The sequence below is a fragment of the Acetobacter malorum genome, from assembly GCF_001580615.1.
In the GTDB taxonomy this organism is placed as follows: Bacteria; Pseudomonadota; Alphaproteobacteria; order Acetobacterales; family Acetobacteraceae; genus Acetobacter; species Acetobacter malorum.
On the sequence record NZ_LHZC01000055.1, the window covers coordinates 17,997 to 43,293 of the forward strand.

21 protein-coding genes and 2 pseudogenes are annotated in these 25,297 nt (G+C 55.0%); 11 read left to right on the forward strand and 12 right to left on the reverse strand.

The annotated features are described in order from the left end of the window. The first annotated feature begins 66 nt into the window (after positions 1-66). The 3 genes from AD930_RS12950 (at position 67) to AD930_RS12960 (ending at position 5,642) form a co-directional block, all read left to right on the forward strand. The gene (locus tag AD930_RS12950; protein ID WP_061506584.1) at positions 67-981 is read left to right on the forward strand and encodes a serine hydrolase; all 915 of its coding nucleotides are present in this window, start codon (positions 67-69) and stop codon (positions 979-981) included. Between the two features lie 197 nt (positions 982-1,178). Next, complete coding sequence (locus tag AD930_RS12955) at positions 1,179-3,569, forward strand: TonB-dependent receptor (protein WP_061506585.1); 2,391 nt, start codon at positions 1,179-1,181, stop codon at positions 3,567-3,569. A gap of 48 nt (positions 3,570-3,617) precedes the next feature. Continuing rightward, on the forward strand, positions 3,618-5,642 hold the full coding sequence (locus tag AD930_RS12960) for a phosphocholine-specific phospholipase C (protein WP_061506747.1): 2,025 nt from the start codon (positions 3,618-3,620) through the stop codon (positions 5,640-5,642). Between the two features lie 76 nt (positions 5,643-5,718). Here the strand turns inward: AD930_RS12960 and AD930_RS12965 are convergent, their stop codons facing one another. From AD930_RS12965 to AD930_RS12985, 5 genes are all read right to left on the reverse strand, one after another. Continuing rightward, a complete protein-coding gene (locus tag AD930_RS12965; protein WP_061506586.1) occupies positions 5,719-6,513 on the reverse strand; it encodes a family 1 encapsulin nanocompartment shell protein in 795 nt (264 codons plus the stop codon). An 11-nt stretch (positions 6,514-6,524) separates the two neighbouring features. Beyond that, entirely contained in the window at positions 6,525-7,550 is a 1,026-nt protein-coding gene (locus AD930_RS12970; RefSeq protein WP_061506587.1) for a Dyp-type peroxidase, read from the reverse strand. A 182-nt stretch (positions 7,551-7,732) separates the two neighbouring features. Continuing rightward, positions 7,733-8,416 (reverse strand): Fe2+-dependent dioxygenase, encoded by a 684-nt coding sequence (locus AD930_RS12975; protein ID WP_061506588.1) that lies wholly within the window; start codon positions 8,414-8,416, stop codon positions 7,733-7,735. Between the two features lie 54 nt (positions 8,417-8,470). Continuing rightward, positions 8,471-9,181 (reverse strand): tetratricopeptide repeat protein, encoded by a 711-nt coding sequence (locus tag AD930_RS12980; RefSeq protein WP_061506589.1) that lies wholly within the window; start codon positions 9,179-9,181, stop codon positions 8,471-8,473. 4 nt (positions 9,182-9,185) lie between these two features. Continuing rightward, positions 9,186-11,495 (reverse strand): TonB-dependent receptor, encoded by a 2,310-nt coding sequence (locus AD930_RS12985; RefSeq protein ID WP_061506590.1) that lies wholly within the window; start codon positions 11,493-11,495, stop codon positions 9,186-9,188. Positions 11,496-11,932: 437 nt separating this feature from the next. Here AD930_RS12985 and exbB point away from each other — a divergent pair, with 437 nt between their 5' ends. The 6 genes and pseudogenes from exbB to AD930_RS13015 form a co-directional block, all read left to right on the forward strand. After that, positions 11,933-12,688, forward strand: a complete 756-nt coding sequence (exbB, locus tag AD930_RS12990; protein WP_061506591.1) for a tonB-system energizer ExbB — start codon at positions 11,933-11,935, stop codon at positions 12,686-12,688. Between the two features lie 9 nt (positions 12,689-12,697). Then, positions 12,698-13,144 (forward strand): TonB system transport protein ExbD, encoded by a 447-nt coding sequence (exbD, locus tag AD930_RS12995; protein WP_061506592.1) that lies wholly within the window; start codon positions 12,698-12,700, stop codon positions 13,142-13,144. Then, a complete protein-coding gene (locus AD930_RS13000) occupies positions 13,141-14,004 on the forward strand; it encodes an energy transducer TonB (protein WP_061506593.1) in 864 nt (287 codons plus the stop codon). The genes exbD and AD930_RS13000 overlap by 4 nt, the downstream gene beginning before the upstream one ends. 70 nt (positions 14,005-14,074) lie before the next feature. Next, on the forward strand, positions 14,075-14,767 hold the full coding sequence (locus tag AD930_RS13005) for a TetR/AcrR family transcriptional regulator (RefSeq protein ID WP_244150585.1): 693 nt from the start codon (positions 14,075-14,077) through the stop codon (positions 14,765-14,767). A 50-nt stretch (positions 14,768-14,817) separates the two neighbouring features. Then, the gene (locus AD930_RS13010) at positions 14,818-16,047 is read left to right on the forward strand and encodes a M24 family metallopeptidase (protein WP_244150586.1); all 1,230 of its coding nucleotides are present in this window, start codon (positions 14,818-14,820) and stop codon (positions 16,045-16,047) included. Between the two features lie 107 nt (positions 16,048-16,154). After that, a pseudogene (locus AD930_RS13015) lies at positions 16,155-16,826 on the forward strand (NADPH-dependent F420 reductase); the annotation flags it as partial. 55 nt (positions 16,827-16,881) lie between these two features. Here the strand turns inward: AD930_RS13015 and AD930_RS13020 are convergent. Next, entirely contained in the window at positions 16,882-18,069 is a 1,188-nt protein-coding gene (locus AD930_RS13020) for an alpha/beta hydrolase (protein ID WP_061506595.1), read from the reverse strand. Positions 18,070-18,725: 656 nt separating this feature from the next. Between AD930_RS13020 and AD930_RS13025 the strand changes: the two genes are divergently transcribed. Then, positions 18,726-19,457 carry a hypothetical protein gene (locus AD930_RS13025; protein ID WP_156477089.1) on the forward strand — a complete coding sequence of 244 codons (732 nt, stop codon included), beginning with the start codon at positions 18,726-18,728 and terminating at the stop codon, positions 19,455-19,457. A gap of 1 nt (position 19,458) precedes the next feature. After that, positions 19,459-19,819: pseudogene (locus AD930_RS13030) on the forward strand (siderophore-interacting protein); the annotation flags it as partial. 25 nt (positions 19,820-19,844) lie between these two features. Here the strand turns inward: AD930_RS13030 and AD930_RS13035 are convergent. From AD930_RS13035 to AD930_RS13060, 6 genes are all read right to left on the reverse strand, one after another. After that, positions 19,845-21,191 (reverse strand): ATP-binding protein, encoded by a 1,347-nt coding sequence (locus AD930_RS13035; RefSeq protein WP_231867334.1) that lies wholly within the window; start codon positions 21,189-21,191, stop codon positions 19,845-19,847. Then, on the reverse strand, positions 21,188-21,916 hold the full coding sequence (locus AD930_RS13040; RefSeq protein WP_156470062.1) for a response regulator transcription factor: 729 nt from the start codon (positions 21,914-21,916) through the stop codon (positions 21,188-21,190). Before AD930_RS13040 ends, AD930_RS13035 begins: the two co-directional genes overlap by 4 nt. A gap of 198 nt (positions 21,917-22,114) precedes the next feature. Beyond that, positions 22,115-22,456, reverse strand: a complete 342-nt coding sequence (locus tag AD930_RS13045) for a hypothetical protein (protein ID WP_156477091.1) — start codon at positions 22,454-22,456, stop codon at positions 22,115-22,117. Between the two features lie 245 nt (positions 22,457-22,701). Beyond that, positions 22,702-23,529 carry a sulfotransferase family 2 domain-containing protein gene (locus tag AD930_RS13050; protein WP_061506599.1) on the reverse strand — a complete coding sequence of 276 codons (828 nt, stop codon included), beginning with the start codon at positions 23,527-23,529 and terminating at the stop codon, positions 22,702-22,704. 209 nt (positions 23,530-23,738) lie between these two features. After that, a complete protein-coding gene (locus AD930_RS13055) occupies positions 23,739-24,710 on the reverse strand; it encodes a CmpA/NrtA family ABC transporter substrate-binding protein (RefSeq protein ID WP_061506600.1) in 972 nt (323 codons plus the stop codon). Beyond that, entirely contained in the window at positions 24,707-25,288 is a 582-nt protein-coding gene (locus AD930_RS13060; protein ID WP_061506601.1) for an ANTAR domain-containing response regulator, read from the reverse strand. Before AD930_RS13060 ends, AD930_RS13055 begins: the two co-directional genes overlap by 4 nt. Positions 25,289-25,297: the final 9 nt, after the last annotated feature.

Consider the following 25,297-nt stretch of genomic DNA (forward strand, 5'->3'; position numbering starts at 1 on the left):
CATCGTCTTAAAAACGCTTATAGGGCGTACGCTGTGGTGTATGATAGATCAAGGAGGGAAAAGCTGATGAAGATGCTGAAAATTTCCACTGTTCTGGCAAAAACCTTTTTAGCCGGAGCACTCCTGATGCCTCATCTGGCCAGCGCGGCGCCTTCCGCCGGGTCAAACCCCCTGGCGCAGATCATGGCAAAAACGGTCAGCAAGCAGCCGGGGCATTTTGCTGTTTATGCGGCACGTAGTGGTCAGGCGCCGGATGTGTGCCTGAACTGCGATGATCTGATTAATGCAGCCAGCACCATGAAGCTGTTCGTGCTGGATACAGCCTATGAGGCCTTTACAAAAGGCACCTTGCATCCAGAAGATACCATTGTTGTTCACAACCATTTTCATTCTTTGGTGGGAAAGGGGAGCTTTGCGCTTGAGCAGAAAGAGGATTCTTATGACCCTCTCTACGCGCAGGCAGGCAAGCCGGTGCCTGTTTCAGAACTTCTGCGCGTGATGATCCAGTATAGCAGCAATCTGGCGACCAACCTGATGATTGAAAAGCTTGGGGTGCTCCCAATACGCTCCGTCGTGAAAGCGCAGGGCCTCATTGGCATCGTCTTCGGGCGGATGATTGAGGACTTTGATGCGAATGATCAGGGAATTCGTAATCAGGTTTCAGCACGTGGGTTAGGGGATTTTTTGCAAAAGCTGGATAGCGGGAAGATTGTGGGTAAGGCGCAAAGCCAGAGCATGATCCAGATTATGCTGGGGCAGAAATTTAATGACATTATTCCCCCCGGCCTGCCCGCCAGCACACCCGTGGCCCATAAGACCGGCTGGGTCGATGGCGTGCGGAATGATGCCGCCATTGTCACCCTGCCTGATGGCAAACGCTATATTCTGGTGGTGCTGACATCCGGTTTGCCGGACGAACAGGCCGGGATCAGGGTGCTGAATACGCTTTCTCATCAGGCGTATGAATATTTTTTAAAATAGCTTTAAATTTGTAAAACTTGTTTTGGTAAAAACTTTCCGGAGACTGTGGAGTGTAAGGTTTTACTGGTTAAGCAGGGTGACATCAAATTGTCATTGTAACGTCATCAAACTACAACACACACACCAAAACAAGACGATAGTCTGCGCAGCGTTATCTAACCCCCCATTGGGAGCCTCGGGATGAGGGATCGCGCTGCATGAAACAGAATAAACTGCTGCTTCTTACAACATGTATGAGTTCTTTACTGTTTCATCATGCTCACGCTGAGACGGTCTCAGCCAGCACCCAGACTAAAAAGGCTGAACAGGTACACACCAAACCGGCAGCCAAAAGCAAAACGGCTCAGGCTTCTCAAAAGGCAAAAGTGGCACCCCCACAGGATGATAAGGCAGAGTCTATTGTGGTCATGGGGGCAGGTGCGGCCCGTGAGACGCAAAAGCTCTCTCACATGGCGTTGCAACAGGTGGTTCCCGGCACCAGCCCTCTGAAAACCCTGTCTAAACTGCCGGGCGTTATGTTTACCTCATCCGATGCGCTGGGGTCTTATGAATGGTCGCAGCAGATCATCATCCGTGGGTTTGACCAAAGTCGCCTCGGCTTTACCATGGATGGTATTCCGCTGGGCAATCTGGCCTACGGGAACGATAATGGCCTGTCTATTGGCCGTGCTCTGCAAACAGAAAATAACGGTACGGCCACACTGGCGCAGGGGGCGGGTTCGGTCGGGGTTGCGGCTTCTAATGACCTCGGTGGCGCGCTTGAATTTACGTCTATCGACCCAACCGAAAAGTTTGGCGCGGACGTTGCGGCCACAGGTGGCTCGTATGGCACATGGCGCACGTTTGCGCGCGTTAATAGCGGCACGCTTCCCGGGGGTGGCCGCCTGTATGTGTCCTATGATTATCAGGATGCCAACAAGTGGAAAGGGAAGGGAATTCAGCAGCAGCAGCAGGCAAACGCCAAGTTCGTGCAGCCGCTGGGTGATAAGGTCAAGCTGACGCTGTTTGGAGATTACAGCCAGCGCGCGGAAAATGATTATCAGGATATTTCAAAAGAGCAGATCCGTACAATCGGTTATAAGCTCGATAATATTACCAATAATTATGGTCTGGCTAAAGATATCGCCAGAGCTTACCAGAATGGCACCGCCTTTCCGGCTGGGATTAAGGATCAGGACCAGTCCTACTACAACTCAGCCGGTCTGCGTGAGGACGTGCTGGGGTATGGCAAGCTTGATTTCAAGCTGACTGACCGCCTGAAAGGTTCTGCCACTGTCTACGGCCATACCAATACGGGGCAAGGGATCTACGCCACCCCGTATACGCCAACGCCTGAGGCGCTGGGTGGCTCCCCGCTTTCTGTCCGTACGACGGAATATGATATCCATCGTGAAGGCTTTATTGGCAGCCTGTCCTATGAAATCGGTCATCATACTATTGAAGGTGGCTTCTGGTTTGAAAATAACGATTTTGAACAGGCACGGCGCTTCTATCCGCTGAGCGAAGATGGCTACACCGGCAGTTCCGTTCACTGGTTCCGGGGTAACTCCTTCGCAACACAGTGGCAGAGTGCGTTTAATACTAAAACCTATCAGTTCCACCTGCAGGATACCTGGCAGATTACCCCTGCGCTGAAGCTGAATTACGGCTTCAAATCGCTGGTGGTGGATAATCGTGGTCGGCAGATGGAAGGGAGCGAGATGGGCGTGCCGGTGCCAACTAATACCTATGCCGGTGGCTCCATTACCTCTGCTAATGGTTTCCTGCCGCAGATTGGTGCCAACTATCGTATTAATCATCATAATGAAATTTTTGCGGATTTCGCAAGAAATATGGCGGCTTTCGATAACTCTTCCACCGGTGCAACCAGCCCGTTCGCTATGACGAGTGCGGCTTATGCAGCATCAAAAAATTCGCTGCGTCCAGAAATGTCTTATAGTGAGGAAATCGGGTATCGCTTCCACAACCGCCGTATTCAGGCGTCTCTCACCGGCTATTACATTCAGTTTGAAAACCGGCTTCTGTCCATCACCCCAAACGCGACCAACAACGTGCAGGGGATTCCCAGTATTCTGGTCAATGGTGGCGGTGTAACAGCGCGTGGTATTGATGCCGCGTTTAACTACCACTTTACCGATAACTGGTCCCTGTATGTTTCCTACGCCTACAACCAGTCGACTTATAATGATGATCTGACAACGGGTGGCGTGACCTACAACACGCGCGGCAAGAGCGTGGTGGCCATGCCGCGGAATCTGGCAAACGTTCAGATCAGTTATGATGACGGGTCAATCTGGGGTAATTTTGGCATGCAGTATCAGGGCCGCCGGACGTATACCTATACCAACGACCAGTGGATCAAACCGAACGACATTTTCAACCTGAATGTCGGCTACCGCTTCCATAGCCAGAACTGGGCGCTGCGGGGGCTGGATATGCAGATTAACGTGACGAACCTGTTCAATAAACGCTATGTGGCGACTGTAGGGAGTGCCGGCTTCCGCCCGACCGACCCAACTGGCAGCCTGCAGACGCTTCAGGCGGGGTCTCCGCGGATGGTGTTCTTTACGGTGCGTAAGCATTTCTAAAATCATTTCTTCGCGTTCTGCTTTATGTCTTCTGTGACGGATAATGCCATGCTTCGTGCCCCTAATCGTCGCCAGTTTCTGAAGTTCAGCGCGGCTGCAACAGCAGGCGCGGCCCTACCGGAAAACCTGAGGCGGGCTCTGGCAGTGGCGCCGAATACGGCAACTGGCACCATTCGGGATGTGGAGCATGTGGTTATCCTGATGCAGGAGAACCGCTCTTTCGACCATTACTTCGGCTGTCTGCAAGGGGTGCGCGGGTATGGAGATCCACGGGCTGAAAAACAGTCTGATGGAAAAAGCATTTTCGCGCAGCCTGACGGTAAGGGCGGGCACGTTCTGCCCTTCCTGTTTAATACAGCGCACACTTCCAGCGCCTGTCTGGCCAGTCTGGACCATAGCTGGAAAAATACGCAGGCCGAATGGAACAACTGGGATACATGGATACCGCATAAAACCCCCATGACCATGGGGCATTTTACCCGTAAAGAAATTCCGTATTACTATGCTTTGGCAGACGCTTTTACGATCTGCGATGCCTATCACGCATCGATTTTCGGCCCGACAAACCCGAACCGCCTCTATTTCTTCACCGGCACCAACGGGCTGGCCGTGGGTAATGCTGGCAAGCAGGCTGTAGAGAATGTTGATGATGGCAACTGGTCTGCCGACATGGCGCATGACCGCGCCGACTTTAAACCGTTTGACTGGACTACCTATCCTGAAAAACTTCAGGAGGCAGGTGTGTCCTGGAAAGTGTATCAGGAATACGACAATTTTGGTGATAACCCTCTGGCGTCTTTCGCGGCGTTTCGCTCTGTCGGGAAGGACACGTGGGCATATCGTGGTGCACGTAGCATCGTTGACGGCTCAGGCCCTGCCGATATGCATGATACAGAAGGGCGCTATTTGATTGCCGCGTTTGAGCGTGATGTGGCGCAAGGTAAATTGCCTCAGGTTTCATGGATTGTGCCGCCCACAGCTCTGAGCGAACACCCTAATGCGCCACCGGGTTACGGTGAATATCTGATTTCCCAACTGATGGATGTGTTTGTTCGGCATCCGGATGTCTGGGCTAAAACAGTCTTTATTCTCAATTATGATGAAAATGACGGCTTTTTTGATCATGTTCCGCCACCTATTCCTGCACTGAATGCGCAACAGGGGGCCTGCACGGTTTCGACTGATGGGGAAAGCTATTACGGTCAGCCAGTGGGACTTGGCCCACGCGTGCCCGCTATGGTCATCTCGCCGTGGACCAAAGGCGGGTGGGTTAATTCACAGGTTTTCGACCACACATCCGCTTTGCGTTTTCTGGAAGCACGCTTTGGGGTGCAATGCCCCAATATTACGCCATGGCGGCGCAGTGTGTGCGGGGATATGACATCCCTCTTCAACTTCGCGCAGACCAACTGCCAGTGGGAAGCATCTCTGCCCCGCACGGACACCTATCTGGCAGACACACGCAAATCCTGCGCCTTGCCCAAACCGGTGGTGCCTACCCGGCAAACTATGCCAAAGCAGGAGGCCGGACAGCGTCCCGCCCGCGCTCTGCCCTATGTGCTGCATGCTAACAGGCGCGCCAATGGGGTGTTGGAGCTTGCTAATGAGGGCACGCAGGGCGCAGTTCTGCGCGTCAGGGACGGCCAGATAGCCCGCCATTATACGCTTGCAGCAGGCCAGAGCCTGTCGGTGCATCTGGAGGCCAAAGCGGACCAGCCCATAACGGTGCATGGGCCAAACGGGTTTTTTCGGGCGTTTTATGGTCAGGACCTACCGGAGTGTGGCCTGCGTTATGACCCTGCCCAAAGCAGCGTAATCCTGTCCCTGCAGCATCCGGGCCAGACAGCCCGCATGTTGCGGATTGAGGACGGTTATAATCACGCGCGGCATACCGTCACGGTGCCGCCGGGGGCGGTCACTGCAACATCATGGCTGCTTGCGGCATCGGACAACTGGTATGATCTGGCTGTGTATGATGCGCATGATGGTAGTCTGCTCATGCAACTGGCCGGGCATATGGAAAATGGAAAACCCAGCCGCACGGACCCGCATATGGGCCAGCTTAAAGCGTAAGCCGGGGGCGGCGCGTTGCACTCCGCCTGTTGCGCGTAGCCCCACTGTTGCAAGCGGGGCTACAGCGCAACGGGTTTTAGTCGATAACGACTGTGGCTTCATCCGTCAGAACGCGGAACAGGAAGCTTTCCTGCAGGTAGAGCTCTACGGTGGTGGCTGTGTGGCTCAGATAGCCGATGGAGAAATCCTGCCCGATATCCAGCGCCAAATCACCCCCGCGCATGGAGACAAGGAATGCGCCCTCAATAGCCGGAGCCCAGATGATCTTGCCGTCAATCATGCTCTCAATGTGCTTGATGATCGGATAGCCATCATCTCCGCCGCCCGTCACAGCCTGATAGGCCTGCGCGCCCAGAACCAGTGAATACGGGCCGTTCACACCCGCAAGGCGCAGGCTGCTCAGCGCATCTGCCACGACACCCGGATAGTTCTTGGCCGATGTGGGCAGTTTGAGATGAGCGTTGGAGCTGCGCCCCCGGATGCCCGCCATGCCAGCAGCGTCATAGCCGTTGAAAATGGCGCGATCTTCAAAGAACGCGATTTTTTGCGCGGCATCTTTCACCGGTTGCCAGTCGGCATCTAGCGCGCCACGTTCCACGGCGTCAATTTCCTCGCGGGAGAGGGTAAAGGGCACGCGCACTTCCACCGGCGGCAGAACTTCGCGCTTGACCGCACGAATGCCGTCTTCCGGCGTGGCAAGGGCAGTGGCCCGACCCGTGCCCACGCCAGAAAAGGCGGTGCCTTTGGGCTCGGACGTATCCACCACGCGGCGGCCTGCCAGATTGCGGCGGATGGTGCGGGCGGCTTCTTCCTCAATTTCCGCCCAGGCGGCGCTGGAGACAGGAGCCAGATGTTTATGCAGATTGTTCATCGTACGTGTCCTTACTTCAGGGAGCCAATGCCAAGAGAGCCATCCTGCGGGACGGCCTCAGGCGTTTTTGTATCAGCTGGTGCGGAGGGGGCGGGTTCCGCGGCGTCGGTCGCCATATCGGCGGCGTTATCGAGGAAGTCTGACGTTGGGATAAAAAACAGCGTCCCGGTGACAGCGGTGCTGACATCAAGCAACCTGTCGTAATTCCCGGCAGGTTTCCCCACAAACATGTTTTGCAGCATTTGTTCCGTGCGGGCCGGGGAGCAGGAATAGCCGATAAAGTAGGTGCCAAACTCGCCTTTGCCCACTTCACCAAACGGCATGTTATCCCGCACGATCTGAAGCTGCTGGCCGTTTTCTTCAATATTGGTCAGCACATTATGCGCGTAGCTCGGCTTGGCGGCGTCCTGTAGCTCAATATCAGAAACCTTCTTGCGGCCAATGATATGTTCCTGAACTTCTGTGGGGATAGCGTCCCACTTTTTCAGGTTATGCAGGTATTTCTGCACGATCACATAACTGCCGCCTGCAAAATCCGGGTCTTCATCACCAATCAGGGTTGCAACTTTGGCGGCCTGACCTTCCGGGTTTTCCGTGCCGTCCACAAAGCCCAGCAGGTCACGGGAGTCGAAATATTTGAACCCATGCACCTCATCAATTACCAGGGCGGCCCCTTCCAGTCGGGAGACAATGGCTGCGGCCAGCTCAAAGCACAGATCCATGCGGGTGGCGCGGATATGGAAAAGGAAATCGCCCGGTGTGGAGGGTGCGTGATGCACGCCGTTGATTTCCTGAAACGGATGCAGCTCCTTGGGGCGCGGCTGGCCAAACAGGCGGTCCCATGCGTGGGAGCCAACGCCGGTAATGCAACTGAGCCGACCATCGGGGATGCGGAAGCCCACTCCGCGCACGAGGGAGGAGAGGTCTGCAAGCAGGTCCACCACCTGCGGATTAACGGACTCATCCTCGTTCAGCGTCAGGACGAGGAAAACTGCGGCCTGAGTCAGTGTTGTATCAACGGGCTGCGGCGTGACCAATGGCTTGAAACTCCCTGCTTATGGCGCCTGCCTGAAAAAAGCAGGTGTATCAGACCATAGGCAGATCGCTTCGTCTGGCAAGGGAGAGCAGGGCTGAAAAAGTCGAATGGGCGGCCAAAACTGACCCCTGATAACTCAGGCTGATAATACCATAAATCCGGGTGTCAGGGGCCGGAGGTGCGTCAGAGCTGTGCCCACTGCCTCAACAGGTTGTGATAGGTGGAGGTCAGTCCCAGCACGGCGGGACTGTCATCGGGCAGAAGTTTACGGGTTTCTATAATGGCCAGGTCAAACTGGTAGAGCAGGGTGCGCTGGGTATCATCCGGCACCATGGACTGGGACCAGAAGAACGAGGCCCAGCGTGAACCACGCGTGACCGGGCTGACACTATGCAGACTGCTGGAGGGGTAGAGCACCATATCCCCAGCCGGAAAGCGGACGCTCTGCACGCCAAATGTATCCTGAATCATTAGCTCGCCGCCGTCATACTCCTCCATCTCGCTCAGGAACAGCGTGGAGGACACATCCGTCCGCATCCGAAAGCCGGTGCCGGGCACCGGGCGGATGGCGTTGTCCACATGAGTGTGGAAGCGCATGCCTTCATCATATCGGTTGAAAAGCGGGGGGAAGACGCGCAGTGGCAGGGCGGCGCTGTTAAAGGTGGGGTTGCGGCCAAGGGCGCGCAGAATGATCTCCCCCAGTTCCCGCCCTTCCGCGCTGTCCTGCGGGATCTGAAGGTTGAATTTTGCTTTGGCGGACTGGTCCCCCGCCGTCACCTTGCCATCCACCCATTCGGATTTCTCCAGTGTGGCGCGGCAATAGGACACTTCTTCTGGGGTCAGAACATTCGGGATGTGAACAAGCATGAGAGCGGAGTCCGTTTAGTAGGTTTGCTGTCGCCGTGGCGAGGGTCACCACCACTATGCTGCGGTGGTAGCAGGCTGATGAGAAGGGCGGAAGACTGCTGCCTGCCACAGCCGGGCTGCGTGATACGCAATGGCGCGCAGGCGGGGGTCTGGCTGATGCTGCACAAGGGCTTCCAGAGCCTTGAAAATATCGCTGAATCCTTCTTCCAAAGCGCGGGAAAACCATTTTATGGCGGGCTCAATCCGGCCCGATGATAAATCATAACGACCAAGGTTGAGATACCCCCAGCAATCCCCGGACTGTGCGGCGGCCAGAAAAAAGTCATACGCCTTGTCCGGGCCACACTCCGGGAGAACCCCGCTTTCCGCAATCAGCCCCAGCATGTTGAAGGATTTTGATATACCCTTCCGGGACGAAGAAACATACAGATGATAGGCCTTTCTGATGTTGCGCGGCACACCCTCACCAGCCAGATAAAGATCGGCGAGGTTGAACATGGCCCATCCATCCCCCTCGGTGGCAGCCTGTCTGAAATAGGTGCTTGCTGCCGCCGGGTTGCGCGGCACGCCCCAGCCGCGGTCATAGGCGCGGCCCAGCATGTTCAGAGCACGAGGGTCCCCGGAGCGAGACGCGACTTCAAATATGCTGAAGGCTTGAGTATGTTTCCCCTTATCCAGAAAGATCTGGCCTAAAAGCAACTGCATGGTGACAGGTGAGAGAGGGGCACTTTTCTCCGTCGTGCTTTCAGGCAGAACTACTGTCATAAGGTTAGAACGTCACGCCAACGTTGCCGATAAAATACCGCCCGGGAGCCGGAACCACGCGGGAGCCGGAGAAGGAGGACCCATAGTTCAGGCGATTAGTAATATTATTGGCATTGAAGGACACACGATAATGTTTGAGATCCCAGGACACCATGCCGTTCAGAACAAAGTTGTGTGGAATGCGCCCCGTGTTGGTCGTGCTGGGGCCACCCCAGTAAGCGGAGGAATATTGTGCGCCGCCACCGATTTTCAGAGTGCCCCATTCGGGGTTCAGAATAAGGTGGGAGAGGTCATAGGAACTCCAGACAGACATGGAGTTATGGGGCACCTGCGGTGCGGTCTTGCCATTATCGCCAGTTGCGCTGTGGGTCACAATCCCGTCCATGTAGGAGTAGGATGCAAAAACCTGCCAGTTTTGAGTGATTTTTCCAGTTGCACTCAGTTCCACACCCCGAATGCGGCGACCGCTGCCTGAATCGATAAAGCCAGTTTGCATGTCGCCATTAACATCATAATAGCGGGAATTGTTTTCACTAATCTGGAAGAACGCCACAGTTGTGCCAAGGCGTTTGTGGAAGAAGTCAGACTTGTTGCCCACTTCAAACAGGTCACTCCGCTGTGGGGAAAGGTTCACGCCTTTCTGTGCAACGTCACCAGCCTGTGGCCTGACAGTAACCAGAGAGGAAACGTCCGTTCCAACCGGCTTATAGGACCGGGCAAACGTAAAGTAGAAGGAACTGTTTTTAAAAGGCGCATACATAATGCTAGCGGAGGGGCTCCAGCGGTCAGATTTTTGCTCTGCCCGGCCCTGTTCTTCCGTGGTCCGTTTGTAATAGGTGCTGCTGAAGGAATCCCAGCGCCCCGTTCCAAACAGGGAAAGCTGTTTAGTTATCTGGATACGGTCGGAAAAGAATAGCCCCAGATCACGCGCGTTGGCATTCCCATATCCGGAGTCCGGGAAGCTGACGGACGTGCTCGGAGAATTATAGCTTGGGTTGATGATAGTCTGATTGTTGCTGCGGTTGGTAAAGCTGCCCGGCCAGCGGGAATCACTGGCATAGTTGATGTCGACACCGGCCTTGATGTCATGATGCAGGAACCCCGTCCTGAACTGTGACCGTCCCATCAGAACATTTTGTACGCCCCAGCCTTCCTGACGATACGCGGTGCCCCCGCCTGCGCCGTAGGGCAGGGCATAGTTCTGGCCGGAAAGGATAGCGCTGGCACACGCATCGGAGCAGGAGGAAGGTGTTGTGGCGGTGTAATCACGATTATACAGACTGAGCCGTGTATCGTTAGTGATGGTCAGCCAGCGGGAGATTTCCGACTTCAGCGCAGACGTCAGGGTGTGGATGTTGGAGCGGTCAAAATCAAAGTTACGGGTATAGCTGGTGTTGCGGGGGACACCATATTCCGTGATCGGGCGATAAATGCCGTTCACCTGAATCATGCTGACGCCGTAATCCGGTTTACTATCACTGTTCAGCCATTGCCACGTCAGATGCCAGGAGGTTTTGCTGCGCAGACCTACCCCGAAATCAACAGCCGCGCCGTAGCGGTTGGACGTAACATTGTTTCGATCCACCACATCCTGCTTGTTGAACATGCCGTTTACGCGAATGGCCATGTCATCATTGATCTGGTAGTTGATATCCCCAACGCCACGGAACAGCGGTCCACTGCCAAAAGACTGATCGTAATTATACGAATTTCCCAGATGCGCATGTTTCTGGCTTTGGTTGATCACGCCGCCGACGTTCCCCGCGCCAAAATACTCGCCTGATGGCCCCTTAATGACTTCCACGCTTTCCGTATTGAAAACATCGCGCGTGTAGGTGCCAAAATCGCGCAGCCCATCCGTATAGATATCCTGCCGTGCCTGAAGGCCGCGGATGCGGAACTGGTCCCCATTCAGGCCGCCGGCACCTTCCCCCGTGGAGAGTGTAATGCCGGGCACATTGCTCAGCACCTGATCCAGCGTAAAGGCCCGCTGCTGCTTTATCAGCTCCTGCGGTATAACCGTAATGGTCTGCGGCGTATCACGCACGGAGCCGGGCATGCGGGAAATATTGAGTGTCTGGCTGTTGGTATTGCCAGCGCTGTAAGACGCTGCGTCAGAATCATCATGATGTCCGCCCACACGCACCGCTGGCAGTTTGATGGTGGTGTCGGTCGTCGCGGGCTGGAGGGGATGAGTTGTATCGTCTGCGTGGGCTTGTTCTGTAACGCCCAGCCCGACTGACACACCTAAAGCTACAGCAAGCTGAAGGCCAATGCCTTGTGAGGGTGGAAGGGGCAACTCTGTCCGACTCATGCGTCGTGCTCCTGATGAACCATGCTGCCGGTTCGTATGGTGAAGATGAGAAATGCAGGCTTTTGATATGAGCGCAGACGCAAAGATGCAAATGATTATCAATAGCGAAAATAGGCGTTTTCTGAGTGTGTGGCGGAGGTGCCACAGGGAGGGTAAGGGCACAAAAAAGTGAGTTTTTTGAAAGGGAAATAAAAATATTTGTTATTTCAATAAGTTATATAGAAATTTTCAGTGGCAGGGGTGTTCCTGCGACGTTGGCAGGCTTTGGCCCATGGCAACAGGGCGCATATTTTTCTCTATATGATAGTGATTCTCACTTGCATAAGTGGGAAGGCCTTGTTATCGCTGGCCTGATTATCCCTGCTGGAAAAGCCGTTGTTCGGCCTTTTTCTGCACGGTTCCCCGCCTGACATCGTTGTAAACGCGCAGGATTCTTTATGCCCTCATCATCCGCTTCCCTCGTGACTGCTGTCTCTCTTTCTCCATGGGAGATGTTTTTGAACGCAGGCCCGGTTGTGCGCTGCGTGATGCTGCTTCTGGCCTTTGCCAGTCTGGTGACATGGACCATCCTGATTGCAAAAACTGTGGAAATTGTCCGTTTGCGTCGGGAGCTTTCTCAGGCGGAAGACAATCTGGAGCAGGCGGAAACGCTGGAACGGGGTGAGAGGCTTACGCAGGACTGCCGCATTGCCCGCACGCTTGTTGTGGCAGCGGAAACGGAGCGGATGCGCTCTGTCGATATTCCGGATGATGAGGAGGGGCTGAAAGAGCGTATCGTCCTACATCTGGAGCGGCTGGAAGCAGCAGAAGGTCGCCGCCTGCTGCGTGGCACCGGGCTGCTGGCCACCATTGGCGCGACGTCTCCATTTATTGGCCTGTTTGGTACGGTGTGGGGCATCATGTCCTCCTTCACCGGGATTGCGGCGGCCAAAGCAACCAGTCTGGCGGTTGTAGCGCCTGGTATTGCCGAGGCTCTTCTGGCCACTGCTCTGGGTCTGGTAGCGGCCATTCCTGCTGTTATTATCTACAACCATCTTGCCCGCCAGTCTGCCGGGTGCCGTGCGCAGGTAGCGGATATCACGTCGCTCATTATGCGTCTGGTCTCGCGGGATCTGGGTCGTCTGCGCTCCCAGCGCACACGGGGCACTGTGGTGCGCTTCAGTCAGCGTGACCAGCAGGCCGTGGCGGAATAGGGGGCAGCTATGGCCATTCGTATGCGCCATGCGGACGAGACGCTGAAGGAAGCGCATGAGATCAACGTGACGCCATTTATTGATGTCATGTTGGTGCTACTGGTCATTTTCATGGTCACAGCTCCGTTGACCACGGTGAATGTGCCGGTCGATCTGCCTTCCTCAACCGAAAAGCCAGCCCCTAGGCCGGATGATCCGGTATTCCTGACCGTTAAAGCCGATCATGGCCTAGCTGTGGGGGAAGAGGACGTTTCTCCGGAGGCCCTGCCCACTGCGCTGGCAAATGTAACAAAAGGCAATAAGGACCAGCGTATTTTCCTGCGGGCGGACAAGAGTGTGGATTACGGCACGCTGATGGGCGTGATGGATAAACTCCGCTCTGCCGGTTATCTCAAGGTCGCTCTGGTCAATCTGCAAGGGCAGGAGGAAGGGGCCGAAGCCGGGGCTGCCCCATGAGTGCAACCCTGACTGATGGGAGCGGTCCTGTCAGCGCACGCTCTGGCGCATTTGCCGTCTGGCGCGCTGAACAGATGCGCCACGCACGGAAGGAAGAGCAACGCCGCTGGGGTGCGTCCCTGCTGGTGGTGTTGATTGTGACGTGCGGGGTCGTGGGGGCCGTGCTGCGTCTTCCTGCTGCTAAGGTGCCGGTTTCCGAACGGCCTCCCGCCGCGATAGCGATTGATCTGGCACCGGAGCCTGTCTCCACGCCAGCACCGGTTTCCGATGTGCCACCCGGTCCGCAGCAAACTCTGTCTACGCCGGACCCGGCACCGGAAGACCCGCCGAAGGTTTCCGCGCCGCCATCTCCCGCACCCAATCCTCCCGTTCCGGTGCCTAAGCCGGAAAAGCTGCATAAGGTTGTGAAGAAATCCAAACCCGCCCCGGTTTTGAAAAAGCCGGTTCCGGATAAAACACCGCCTGCGGACCAAACTACGGCTCCACCTGTGGCGGAAGCGCCTCCGGCCTTAAATCAGGCGGCCCCTGCGTCGGGGGCGTCGTCCTCGCATGCGTCCCAAAGTCCGGCAACATGGCAGGGGGCGCTTCTGGCTCGTCTGGAACGGTATAAACGCTACCCGGCGGAAGCTATGGCGGACCATCAGGAAGGCGTGCCCATGCTGCATTTCGCCATGGACCGCCATGGACATGTGCTTTCGGCCCGTATCCAGCGTGGCTCGGGCCATACGTTGTTGGATAAGGAAGCACTGGCGCTGGTGCGGCGTGCGGAGCCGTTGCCCAGCCCGCCGGACAGCGTGGCGGGGGATCCGATTGTGCTGACGGTGCCCATTGAATTCTATATGGAGCAGGAGGGGCATTGAGGGTACAGGCGGCCTGATCACGCTCTCAATTCGGCGTCATGGGTGGGAAGGGGATTCCTTCCGGGTAGAAGTGTCTGTAAAAGCACCTTTTAACCCGGGCACCCTGCCGCAACTGAGTGATCTGTTCCGTATGCCAGCATCTCCTTCCCCGGTACGCCGTCGCACACAGGCTGACCGCAGTGCGACCACACGGACAAAAATCATTCAGGCGACCGTCACTCTGCTGCAAACGCAGGGTTATGCCGCTACTACCATCCAGCGTATTGCCAAGGCAGCCGGAGTGAGCCTTGGGGCTTTGCAGCACCATTATCCGGCCAAGGCGCAGATTATGGCTATGGTGCTGCGGCATTATGCCCTTAAGCGTACACGGCTGTATCGCCCGGCTATGCAGCATAAAAGCGAGCCGGAACAGCGGGTGGACGCCATGCTGGAGGCCATGTGGACTCTGGTGACCGAAGGCCCGGACTTTATCGCCACAGTAGAAATTGAGCTCGCCCGTCGGAGTGACCCGGAACTGGCGGCGGCCACTGCGCCTGTGCTGGCTCGCATTGATCAGTTCATGACTCGCTGGCTTTTTGGCAGGGAGCGCGGCCAGCCAGATCCGCAATTTGTCACGCTGCGTCTGCTGAATTCCACGTTCTTACGTGGGGTCGCTATTGAGATTGCGCGTGGCACGCCTTTGAGTGATCTGAAAGAGGCGTATCAGATCTGGTGCGGGTTCTCTCGGGCGGAACTTCTGAAGATTGTTCAGGAAACACCCTGACGGCAGAAAGCCAATAAATGTCTTGACGGCTCACAAACAAGTAGGATGTATTGTTTGTTATACAAGCTTCCGGGGCGGCCTTCCTGCGGGAAGGGCGGTCTGAACGCCAGAAAGGGTATAACGTGACGATGCCATCTTTAACCGCTCATCAGGTTTCCAGTCAGGAAATTGCCGAACGGATCAAAAAAGTTCGGGAGAAGATGGAAAAAGCAGGCCTCTCTGCTTACATCTCGTTCGACCCCGACAACATTTATTATCTGACAAACTTTGCAAATTTTGTGCATGAGCGGCCGTTTGTGCTGGTCATCACTCCGTCAGACCTCACCTTTGTTATCCCCCGGCTGGAAAGAGCGCATGTTGAGCGCCACCAAGTGGGGGATGGACTGAAGCTGGTGGACTATGCGGAATTCCCCGCGCTGCCGGGTACACGCTGGTCTGACCGGCTGCAGGATGTGGTGCCAGCACAGGGCACGATCGGGATTGAGGGCGCATGCCCGGCTTACCTGAGTGCCATGGTCAGTAATCCGACGCAGGTTCTGAATGTGATAGATGCCGTGAGGGAAATTAAGTCTCCGCATGAAATTTCCCGCATCGCATGGACCTGTGATGTCATGACAAAGGCGTTCGGCATGATGCTGGGTTCGGTCAAAAACGGCACCATGGTGGCACAGGCCATTGGAGGCGTCACACCGTATTTCTATCAGCGCTGCCTGACAGAAGCATCGAACTATAACGTCATGTCCACCCACGCAGCCGGCCTGATCCAGCCGCCAGCCTATACGGATGACCCGCACAATTTTTCCTGCCTGACCGCTCCGTGTGAGCCGGGCGGCCCGTTCCTCGGGCTGATTGCCGGGAAAATTAACGGGTATGGCGCAGAGATTGAGCGCACGTTCTTTTTAGAACACGTGCCAGAAGAGGCGCGTAAGCCTTTTGATACCATGATGGAAATGCGGCATAAGGCGTATTCCATGCTGAAGCCGGGCGCGATTGGTTCGGAAATTGACGCGGCTTGTCAGGCTATTGCGAAAAAGGCCGGGTATGACAACCCCTTGCACCGTACAGGGCATAGCTTTGGTGTGACCAATCATGAAGCACCTTTCCTGGCGATTGGTGAAGATAACGTTATTCAGCCGGGAATGTTGTTCAGTATTGAACCGGGCATTTACATTCAGGGTAAAGGTGGTTTCCGCCATTCCGACACCGTGCTTGTAACGGAAACAGGTTACGAAATTCTGACAAAATATCCTCATGACAAAGAGGAACTGACCTTATCCTGAAAAGGAATAAAGGCAGGCCTGTAACGTGTCCGTGAAACACCCGCTCCTCTGTTCTGAGTGCAAGCGCTCCCTATATTTAAAAAGGATCACACAGAACAGAAGGAGCCAGAGGCATGAAAATCGGTATTATTGGAGCAGGCCATATTGGCGGCACACTGGCTCGCAGGCTGGTGGCAGTTGGGCATGATGTCAAAATTGCCAATTCACGCGGGCCACAAACATTGGTGGATCTGGCACGCGAAAGCGGTGCAAAAGCCGTTACTGTTGCGAATGCCGTCAAGGATGTGGGGCTGATTATTGTCACCATTCCGGAAAAGAATATTCCGGTATTAGGACAATCCGTCTTTGAGCATGTTCCTGCGGATGTTGTGATTGTAGATACCGGCAATTATTACCCGCGTGAGCGTGATGGCCGGATTGCTGCGATTGAAGAAGGTGTGCCGGAAAGCGTGTGGATGTCCGGGCAGATTGGCCGCCCTGTTATCAAGGTCTTCAACAACATTTACGCGCAGCATCTTCTGGAAAACGGAAAGCCGCATGGAGCCGCTGGACGTATTGCATTGCCGGTCTCCGGGGATGATGCTGCTGCGAAAAAACAGGTGATGGCGCTTGTGGACCAGCTGGGGTTTGATTCGGTGGATGCCGGGAGCCTTGCAGACTCCTGGCGTCAGCAACCGGGAACGCCAGTCTATTGCGGGGATTTTGATGCCGCAGGCGTGCGGAAGGCTCTGGCAGAAGCGAGCCCGGTGCGCACTGAGGCCTTTAAGGCGCAAGCCTGACACTCAGAACTGGTGGCAGGGAGGCGTATCCCTGCCACGCAGTATTGATGAGGCTTTATTCAGGTGTTGGTGTGCATTGCGGGGTTACAGGCTGGTCGGACATGACAGCTTTTGTGAAAATCTCTGAGTCTGGAAGGGATGCATTGACTGTCTGATCGTGGTTCAGCCCTTTGTAAATATGCGCCTGCACAACCGTTCCGGCCTCGCACGCGGCTTTGACCAGACCAAGCTGAAGCGGCGGCGGAACGTCCTGATCAACCTCGCCTGTGCCGACAAATAACGGCTGTTTTAACTTCATGGTCGGATAAGCCATGGCGGCGAAGGCCGGGCCCAGAGCGTGCTGATAACCGGGTTTGAGCGCATTGCTGAAATTCAGCTCCTCGGCCCGTGCCTTGTTTGTCAGCGGATACACGCATAAATCAGCCGCAGCCTGATAGGCAGGCATGGCTTTTTCGGTAAAGACAGTTTCCGGCTTAAAGCTGCTATCGTAACCGCTCAGCCCCTGTGCCAGATAAAGCGCATAAACAATAACGGGGTTAAAGCCTGTTTCATGCGCACCGGATGTGGCCATCTGCTCAAGCAGTTCCTGCGACACATAAGGCGCGCCGGTTGCTACAGTGCCGCGAATGTTCAGGTCTGGCGCATAGTCCGGTGCGTAGGACGCAGAGGCAAAAGCCGCGCCGCCACCCTGAGACTGACCAACAATCATGATCTTGTTCTGCAGGCCGGGGACGGAGGTCAGGGCTGCCCGCACACCATCCAGCACGCTGTAGGCTTCCACGCGCGTGTTCAGATACGCATGGATGCCCGGTGTGCCTAATCCCTGATAATCAGTGCCGACAACAGCAAAGCCGCGCTTCATCCACGCAGACATATACTTGCGATTCCGCTCAGACCACGGGTTGCAGGAGGGGGCGCAATGGTCCGCCACTCCACTCGTCCCATGCGCCCAGGCCACAATCGGCCAGCCGCCCGGAGGGGCTTTGCCTGCAGGCAGGATGACTTCCTCTGTCACCGGAACCAGACCCTTGCCTGTAATCCCGTTGGTGGACAGATAGGTGATGCGCAGAGAGCGCCCGGCATCCGGCAGACTTAAGGCCGCGGGTAAGGCGGCTTTGGCCGTCATGGTGCCCGGTTTTCCGGCTTTTTGCGGAGGGGCCGCGTGGCTGGAAGATACGAGGGGGTTAAGGCTCAGGCCTGCCAGAAGACAGGTGCCAGCCAGAAGGAGGCGGTTTAAACGCATAAATAGTCCTTTCAGAATGAAAATTTATTTTCTTATCATCAAAATATTCAAAGAGACGCTGTTCAGATGATCGTCACAAAGACGGTTTGTCAAGCAATGTCCGTGTATAGAAAATGCCTATGGGAAGGCGGCGTAATTTTTCATAAAATTTTAACGGACTATAAAGAGAGAAACAGTTTTTTAAGATCTGTTATAACATATTTTGCGGTATGCTTTTCATGCCAGATATGGGCTGACGGAAAGACGCTAAAATTTCTTTTATGCGGCTGTGTTGGAGTGCTGTTTTTGGAAGGGGATAAAGGCTTTCAACTAGAATCAGATTTTTCTAATTGGATAGAGTCTCTTGCAAAGAAATTTAGGGAAACAATAGAAGAGAAATTCTATTTATATTTATAAAGTATTTTATAAAAAATCATATTTTCAAAAATACCAAAGTAGGGAAAATCTTCTACAGGTCTCGCGTTATAACGAGACAGGTAAAGCTTTACGCGTGCCTTGGGGGTAATGCAGAAGGTGTCAGGTCCGACGGTTTGGGTGTGTTATAGCAGGGCGCAAGCGGACGAAGGTGGTCTTATAAGCCCTGTGTTCAGGTTGGCAGCAGGCAGGAAATTCGTTAGATCGTGCATTCTGTAGTCGAAATGGAGATGACGTTGTTCGTGACTAACGCTGCTGTTATGCGCCGTGCTGCCAGGTCTTTTATGCATGTTTCTGTGGGTACCATGCTGCTTGGCCTGAGCGGATGCGGATACTACGCGTCCCGCACAGCGCATAAGGCTCAGGTCATCATGATTGGCATGACGGAGCAGGATGTTCAGGCATGCGCGGGGATTCCAACCAAGACGCAGACCGTTGATGATCACGTCAAGATTTTTGAATACCAGCGTGGTCGCAATATTGGTACAGCGACAACCTCTACATTGATCCCAGTACAGTCTGTTGTAAATATTGTCAGAGATGTTGGTGGCGGGGATGGCAATAGCTGCATTGCCGATTTCCGTATCGTCGATGGTAAAGTGCAGGATGTGTATTATAGCGGCGATGATGACATGCTGGTCGGCACAGACGGCGTTTGCTCAAGCGTTGTGCGCGGATGTGTCCGTCGGGCTGTGCCGAGTGGCTCACCACCTAATTTCTGGAAGACATCGGCCTTCATGCAGCCCCAGCCTGCCAGACAGCCTGCTGCTTCTCCCGCAGCGGCTCCTGCGATGACAGAGACCATTTCTGGCGCGGCTCCTATAACGCCTACGGTTGCGCCGGGTACAGCTCTTCCCGTAAAAATTCTGGCCGTAACCCCAGCAACAGTGCCTTCTGCAACGCCCGTGCAAGCGCCTCAGACAGCGCCCGTTGCTGTTCCGGCAACAAACGCGACAGACACACCGCAGAAATAATCTGTCAGCCATTGGTCGGCGCGTGGAGGAACTGCGAGCGGCAAGCCAGCGTGACAACGGTGATTGCCGTGCCGGGTGTTGAAGATGAGCAGAGTTTTTCCACCTCAGCCCGGCATGGCGCCCATTGGGTGCATCGCCCGATGGATGCGGCAGATCAGGCGCAGGAAATCCTGAAAACGCTTGCTTCTATAAACATAGAAGATGGAACCTTTGTCTGGGTTGGTGCGGAAGCCCGTGTCGCAAAAGCTGTGCGCCAGTATCTTCTGGAAAGCCGCAAGGTGCCGCTGCAATGGATCAAGGCGTCAGGATACTGGGTGAAGGGGCAGGCTGATGCGGCAGTGAAGGATGTCGGGGCGATCTGACCACTGCCTGTCCTGCTTCCTACCTTCAGGATGTGGGAAGCGTGCCAAGTGGGAGTGAGATATGGGCGCGCAGTCCATGCGGCTCAATATTGCTGAGTGAAAGCTGGCCGTTGTGGCGGGTGATAATGGCATCGGCAATGGAGAGCCCCAGCCCCAACCCGCCATCCGAGGCCCGCGCCGGGTCCAGCCGGTAAAAAGGCAGACGAGCTGAGGCCAGCAGGTTCGCCGGAATTCCGGGGCCGTTATCGCTGATATCAATCAGCGCACGGCGTCCTTCTGTGCGCAGGGTAACGCTGACTTCTGTCCCATATTTCAGGCCATTTTCAATCAGATTACTAATGGCTCGCTCTAAGGCCGTGGTCTGGCAGATGCACGTCAACTGCGTGGGGCCGGTATAGTGAATGGTGTGGCCCACTACAGTGAACTCATGGCACAGGCTTTCCAGCAAAGATGCGAGATCAATCGCTTCCGCCTTTTCGGCATCTGTCTGTTCCCGCAGGAAATGCAGTGCCCCGTTCAGCATTTTTTTCATCAGAGTGAGGTCATGCTTCATGGCGGCGGGGGAGGCTTCTTCTCCACCGAGTTCCAGCCGCATGAACAGGCGGGTGAGAGGCGTGCGCAGATCATGCCCAATGGCAATGAGCATCCGTGTGCGTTCCTCCGCAGAGGCCGCAATGCGGGCCTGCATGCGGTTAAAGGCATGTGTCAGCCGGCGCACTTCTGTCGGGCCGTGCTCGGGCAGAGGGTCCGGCGCAATGTCATACCCAAACGCATCGGCCTGTGCCGCAATGTTTCGCAAAGGGCGGCTGATATGCCAGATGCTCCAGAATGTGAGAGAGAGCGTGATGGTGAGCAGAGACACCAGAGACACAGTAAGTGGCATGGTCCAGCGCAGCATGTGCCCAAGATGATGGTTGGGGTTGTTGGAGACCAGAATGCTGATGTTATCGCGCGGCAGGTAAAGATACGAGATTGGCATCCCGGCATCGTGCGGCGCACAGCTTTTGGCGCGCAGGGCGTGGCGGGTCACGTTGCCCCGGTACACCAGCATGCTTTGCAGAAACTCTGTGATATGGTCAGTGCGAACCTGCACGCAGGGAGGGGGCGGACCCACAACAAACGTAATTTCATTGCCGGATATTTTCTGGGCAATGGCTTCCCGGATTTGGAGCGGAGCAGCTTGCAGCGCTTCAATCCCGGTTTCAATGGCCAGAATACTTGTTCCGGGTCCTGCGGGGATTGGCGGCATCAGCGGCCGGAACGCATATAGTAGAAAAGACGTAATGCTCAGCGTGAGAAACATGCACACGGAAACCAGCATGACCATCTGGCCATAGATGGTGCGGGGGTAGAGCCGCGGAAATCTCTTCATGTGTTGCCGTCGTCCGGGTCGAAAATATAGCCGCCCCCGCGAATGGTGCGGATCAGTTCCAGTTGCCGCCCTTCATGTGACAATTTGCGGCGCAGGCGGCTGATCAGCAGGTCAATGGCACGGGGGTCCACATTTTTCTCATCACCATGGATACGGGCCAGAAGCTCTGTCCGGTTAAACACATGGTGAGCATTCTGGCAGAAGACTAACAGCAGATCCGTCTCTGACCCTGTCAGTGCTACGCGGATGCCTGTTTTGCCGTATAGGGCACGTTTGGCCGGTTCAAACAGCCAGTTATCAAAGCGGTAGTGCTGAACACCCTGGGGTTCGGGTTGAGCGGCTTCAGGCTGAGCGCGTCTCAGCACAGCCCGGATGCGTGCGGCCAGTTCTTCCAGGTCAAACGGCTTGGGGACATAGTCATCCGCGCCCAGATCCAGTCCGGAAATGCGGTCATGAATGTCATTCAGCGCGCTGACCATGATGATGCGCGTGGCGGAGGTCTGGCGAAGATACTGGCACAAGGTGCGCCCATCTTCCTCCGGCAGCATGAGGTCGAGGAGTGTGAGATCAACAGGGCGACGCTTTTCTGCAGCATCAATGCCCGCGCGGTTGAGGGCTGTAGAGACTTCATACCCCAGTCGCTGAAGGTAGCGCTGCAACAACCCGCAAATTTCCGGATCGTCTTCCACAATCAGAATATGGATCGTCTGTGGAGCGTCTGTCATAGCGGCATGCGTTTCGGATGGTGTCGGCGAGGAGGAGGTGGGATGTGAAGACAAATGTGCTGTTCTCGTATCAGTCAGGCCTCATGATCCGTCTATTAAAACGCTGTTTTTGTAAAAGAACGCAAGGGAAAAACCAGAGAGCATTCAGAAAGGCCCTTCCGGGGAAGAGCCTTTCTGTTTCATGCGCTGAGAGCCAGATTAGTTCTGGTTGTCGCCTTCGTTCTGGCCGCCATCACGGTTGCCATCGCGGCCTTCACCACCGTGGTTGCGGCCATGGCGATGCTCACCACCGTTCTGGTTGTCACCCTGATTGTTCTGAGTGTCAGAGCTGGAAGACGAGCCGCCGCGATGACCGCGATGCTCACCACCATGACGACGGTTGCCGTTTTCTTCACCATCGTTGTTATTCTGGTTGTCAGAAGTGTTGCTGTCGTCGTCGCTGTTCTGGGTGTGGTGGTGCCTGTGTTCTTCAGCATGAGACACAACCGGTGCCACAACACCCAGAGCAGCGGCGAGAAGAATAGCTTTTTTCATCATCATAAAACCCTTTATGCAGAGCAGGAGAAAAAAAGTCTCTCGCCTGTCTGGGAGAAAACATAGGAGGATTTTTTTTTACTAAAAGGGGGGAGAGTGCAAATAAATATAATATGTCAAATATGAAAAATAATAAAAATATACGATAAATATTATAGAATAAATAAGATGGAACAAATCGACTACATCTGTGCGAGGCTGCCTGAAAACGTCATGGCAGTCATAAATTCACCGTGGTTTGCAGGGGGCGGTCAGAGGCTGCTGGTCAGGGCAGGAGAGAAAGCAGGCGCTGTGCTGCGCTTTACGTTGATTTTCTGTGGACTTCGGGATTTTTCAGAAAGAGTGCCAATCTGTGCGATGGACTTTCTGATTTTATAATCCTCCTTATAGAGATCCATAATTTTCTCTTTCTGGAGGGGGCGCAGATCTGTGGTGAAGCGTTGGGTTGTGTTGATTTTTTTAATCTTGCCCGCATGCAGGCCGGGCACAAAAGGATAAATTCGGTCAATATCCTTAAGATCAAACAGCATTTTGACGGCCACATTACCGTGGCGGTCGGTCAGATACCAGTGTTGCGGGCGCAGGACATGGTCCAGCTGATAGATGGAGGTTGCGCCTTCTACATACTCAATCATGCGGTCCAGAGTGGTGAGGTCTGCATAGCGTTCCGCAAAGCCGGGATGCAGACTAACATGGCTGCCACCGCCATTCCGGATGAAGTCATAGGAGGAGAGGAAGCGTTCAACCGGGTCCCGCCACAAGGCAAAGCTGGGCATGGTGCGCACAACATCTGGCGCATGCTTTTGATAGTAGCGGATGCTTTCATGCCGCATGCTACAGCCGTAAAGTTCCTGAGAGATGGCTGTTCCGGCATTTTTGGGAACATGGATAAACAGAACACCCGCGTTGCGGATAATTTCAAGGCGCTGCTGCCGTTTTTTGCTCAGCGGGAGAGGCAGTCTCCAGTCCACATACCGTTCCTGCAGGTCTCCATGCAGAGTGACGCCGCATAATTGTTCCATGGTCTTCTTGCGGGTTTCCTGAATCTGTTCGCGCAGAGTAGAAAATGCAGAAGACATGGCAGGTATCCAGAAACCAAACGTAGAACACTACGCATCACATCATTTCATGAGATCAGAAATGACATGATAGAAAAGTAAACGACTATTTAAGAATCGTTTTTAAGCACAGATTTCTGGCTCTGGGATGCACAAAAATGAGAATTATCTTTTTATTTCACTTCTGACAAAAAGATGACCAAAATAAGATCGATCATCGCAGGCATTGTTTAACACGGGTACCAGCCAAGTGTGCGCAGAGTTTCCAGCATGGCGGAAGGGAGCCAGCCCTCGTTTTGCATATCCTTAATCATCCATCCGCAGGAGGCACCTGTCTGCCCGTTCTGGCCGCCAAACATCATGACATCTGCTATGGCGCGGGAGCCGGGCATCACGGCTTTGACGGCTTCTTCGGGCAGGCCTAGTCCGTTGGCGTTGAGCGGCCTGCTGAGCAGTTGCGTAATCTCTGCCGCATGTGATGGGTCATTGCACAGGGCAATGGCCTCAGTCAGTGCTGCGTGCAGGCGGGCGGAGCCATCCGGGTGCTCGTTTTTCCAAAGCTCTTTCAAAACAAGCATTTTTTCCAGATGCCCGGGTGCAATCGACGCAGAGCCTGCCACAATAAATGCGAGGTCCTTTAGCTGGGCATCCGCACCCCATGGTGGCCCCGCGCAAAACCCGTCAATCTCACCGGCGGCAAGGGCCTGAATCATGCGCGCAGGCGGCATAATGACAATTTCAGTTTCGGTATCGCGGCAGACAGAGAGATTTTTAAGAAAGTGTGACAGAATAAGGTAGTGTGTGGAGTAGAGGTGGACAACACCAAGGCGGGGTTTGCGGCCTAAAGCACTTTTCCAGTTGTCAAAAGCCCGGCGTTTGTCTGCTTGCGCATCCCACTGTGTGTGGTCCACCTTTTGCCCACGCAGCACAATCGTATTGCCACCACGGCTGACCGGAAAGCCCGGACGCAACCCAATAGCCCGCCCGCGCTGGCCAAGGGCCGTCATAATGGCCAGCGGTGGGAACATCAGCGCGCCATCCAGCCCGTTCCACACCAGCCCGTCGGCGATATTGGCCCAGGACGGCACCACTACGGCCTCAACATCCAGTCCATGCCGGGTGAAAATGCCCATACTGCGGGCTACAAGCACAGGGGCACTATCCGCCAGTTGCAGCAGGCCAATGCGGCAGGAGATGCTCATTTTTTTTGGCTCCTGTTCTGGTGATCAAGATAGTCTGTGGCGACATCAATTATTTTTCGCGCCTGCTGCATGGCCTGTTTGCGGAACCAGCGGTACGCGTCATCTTCCTTACACCGTTCCTGCTTCATAAACAGGAGTTTGGCACGGTCTATGGTCTCACGGTCTGAAAGTGTCTTTCTGGCAGCCACAAGTTCCGCATTGGTATCCCGAAAGCGTCTATACAGCGCAATGGCGGCACGCAGCAGCGGTTTGACGTTTGTGACCGGCGCATCCAGCACGTTGTAGGAACAGACACCTGCGGCAAAAGCGTCTTCCATCAGGCTTTCGTCATCTTCGTCCACAAACAGGGCGACGGGCCGTTCCAGCCCGGAGGCGGAGAGGGCACGCACACTGTCCAGCGCATCGCGGTCGGCACGGCTGATATCCACCAGGACAATATCCGGCGCATGGCGGCGCACGGCATCAATCAGGCTGGCGTCCTCTTCCACCAGAATGACGTCCAGCGTTGCCTCGGCTTCCAGCAGGCGGGCCAGTGCGCCAGCACGGTGAGAATTTTCATCAGCCAGAAGGACTTTCATGCAGTCCGT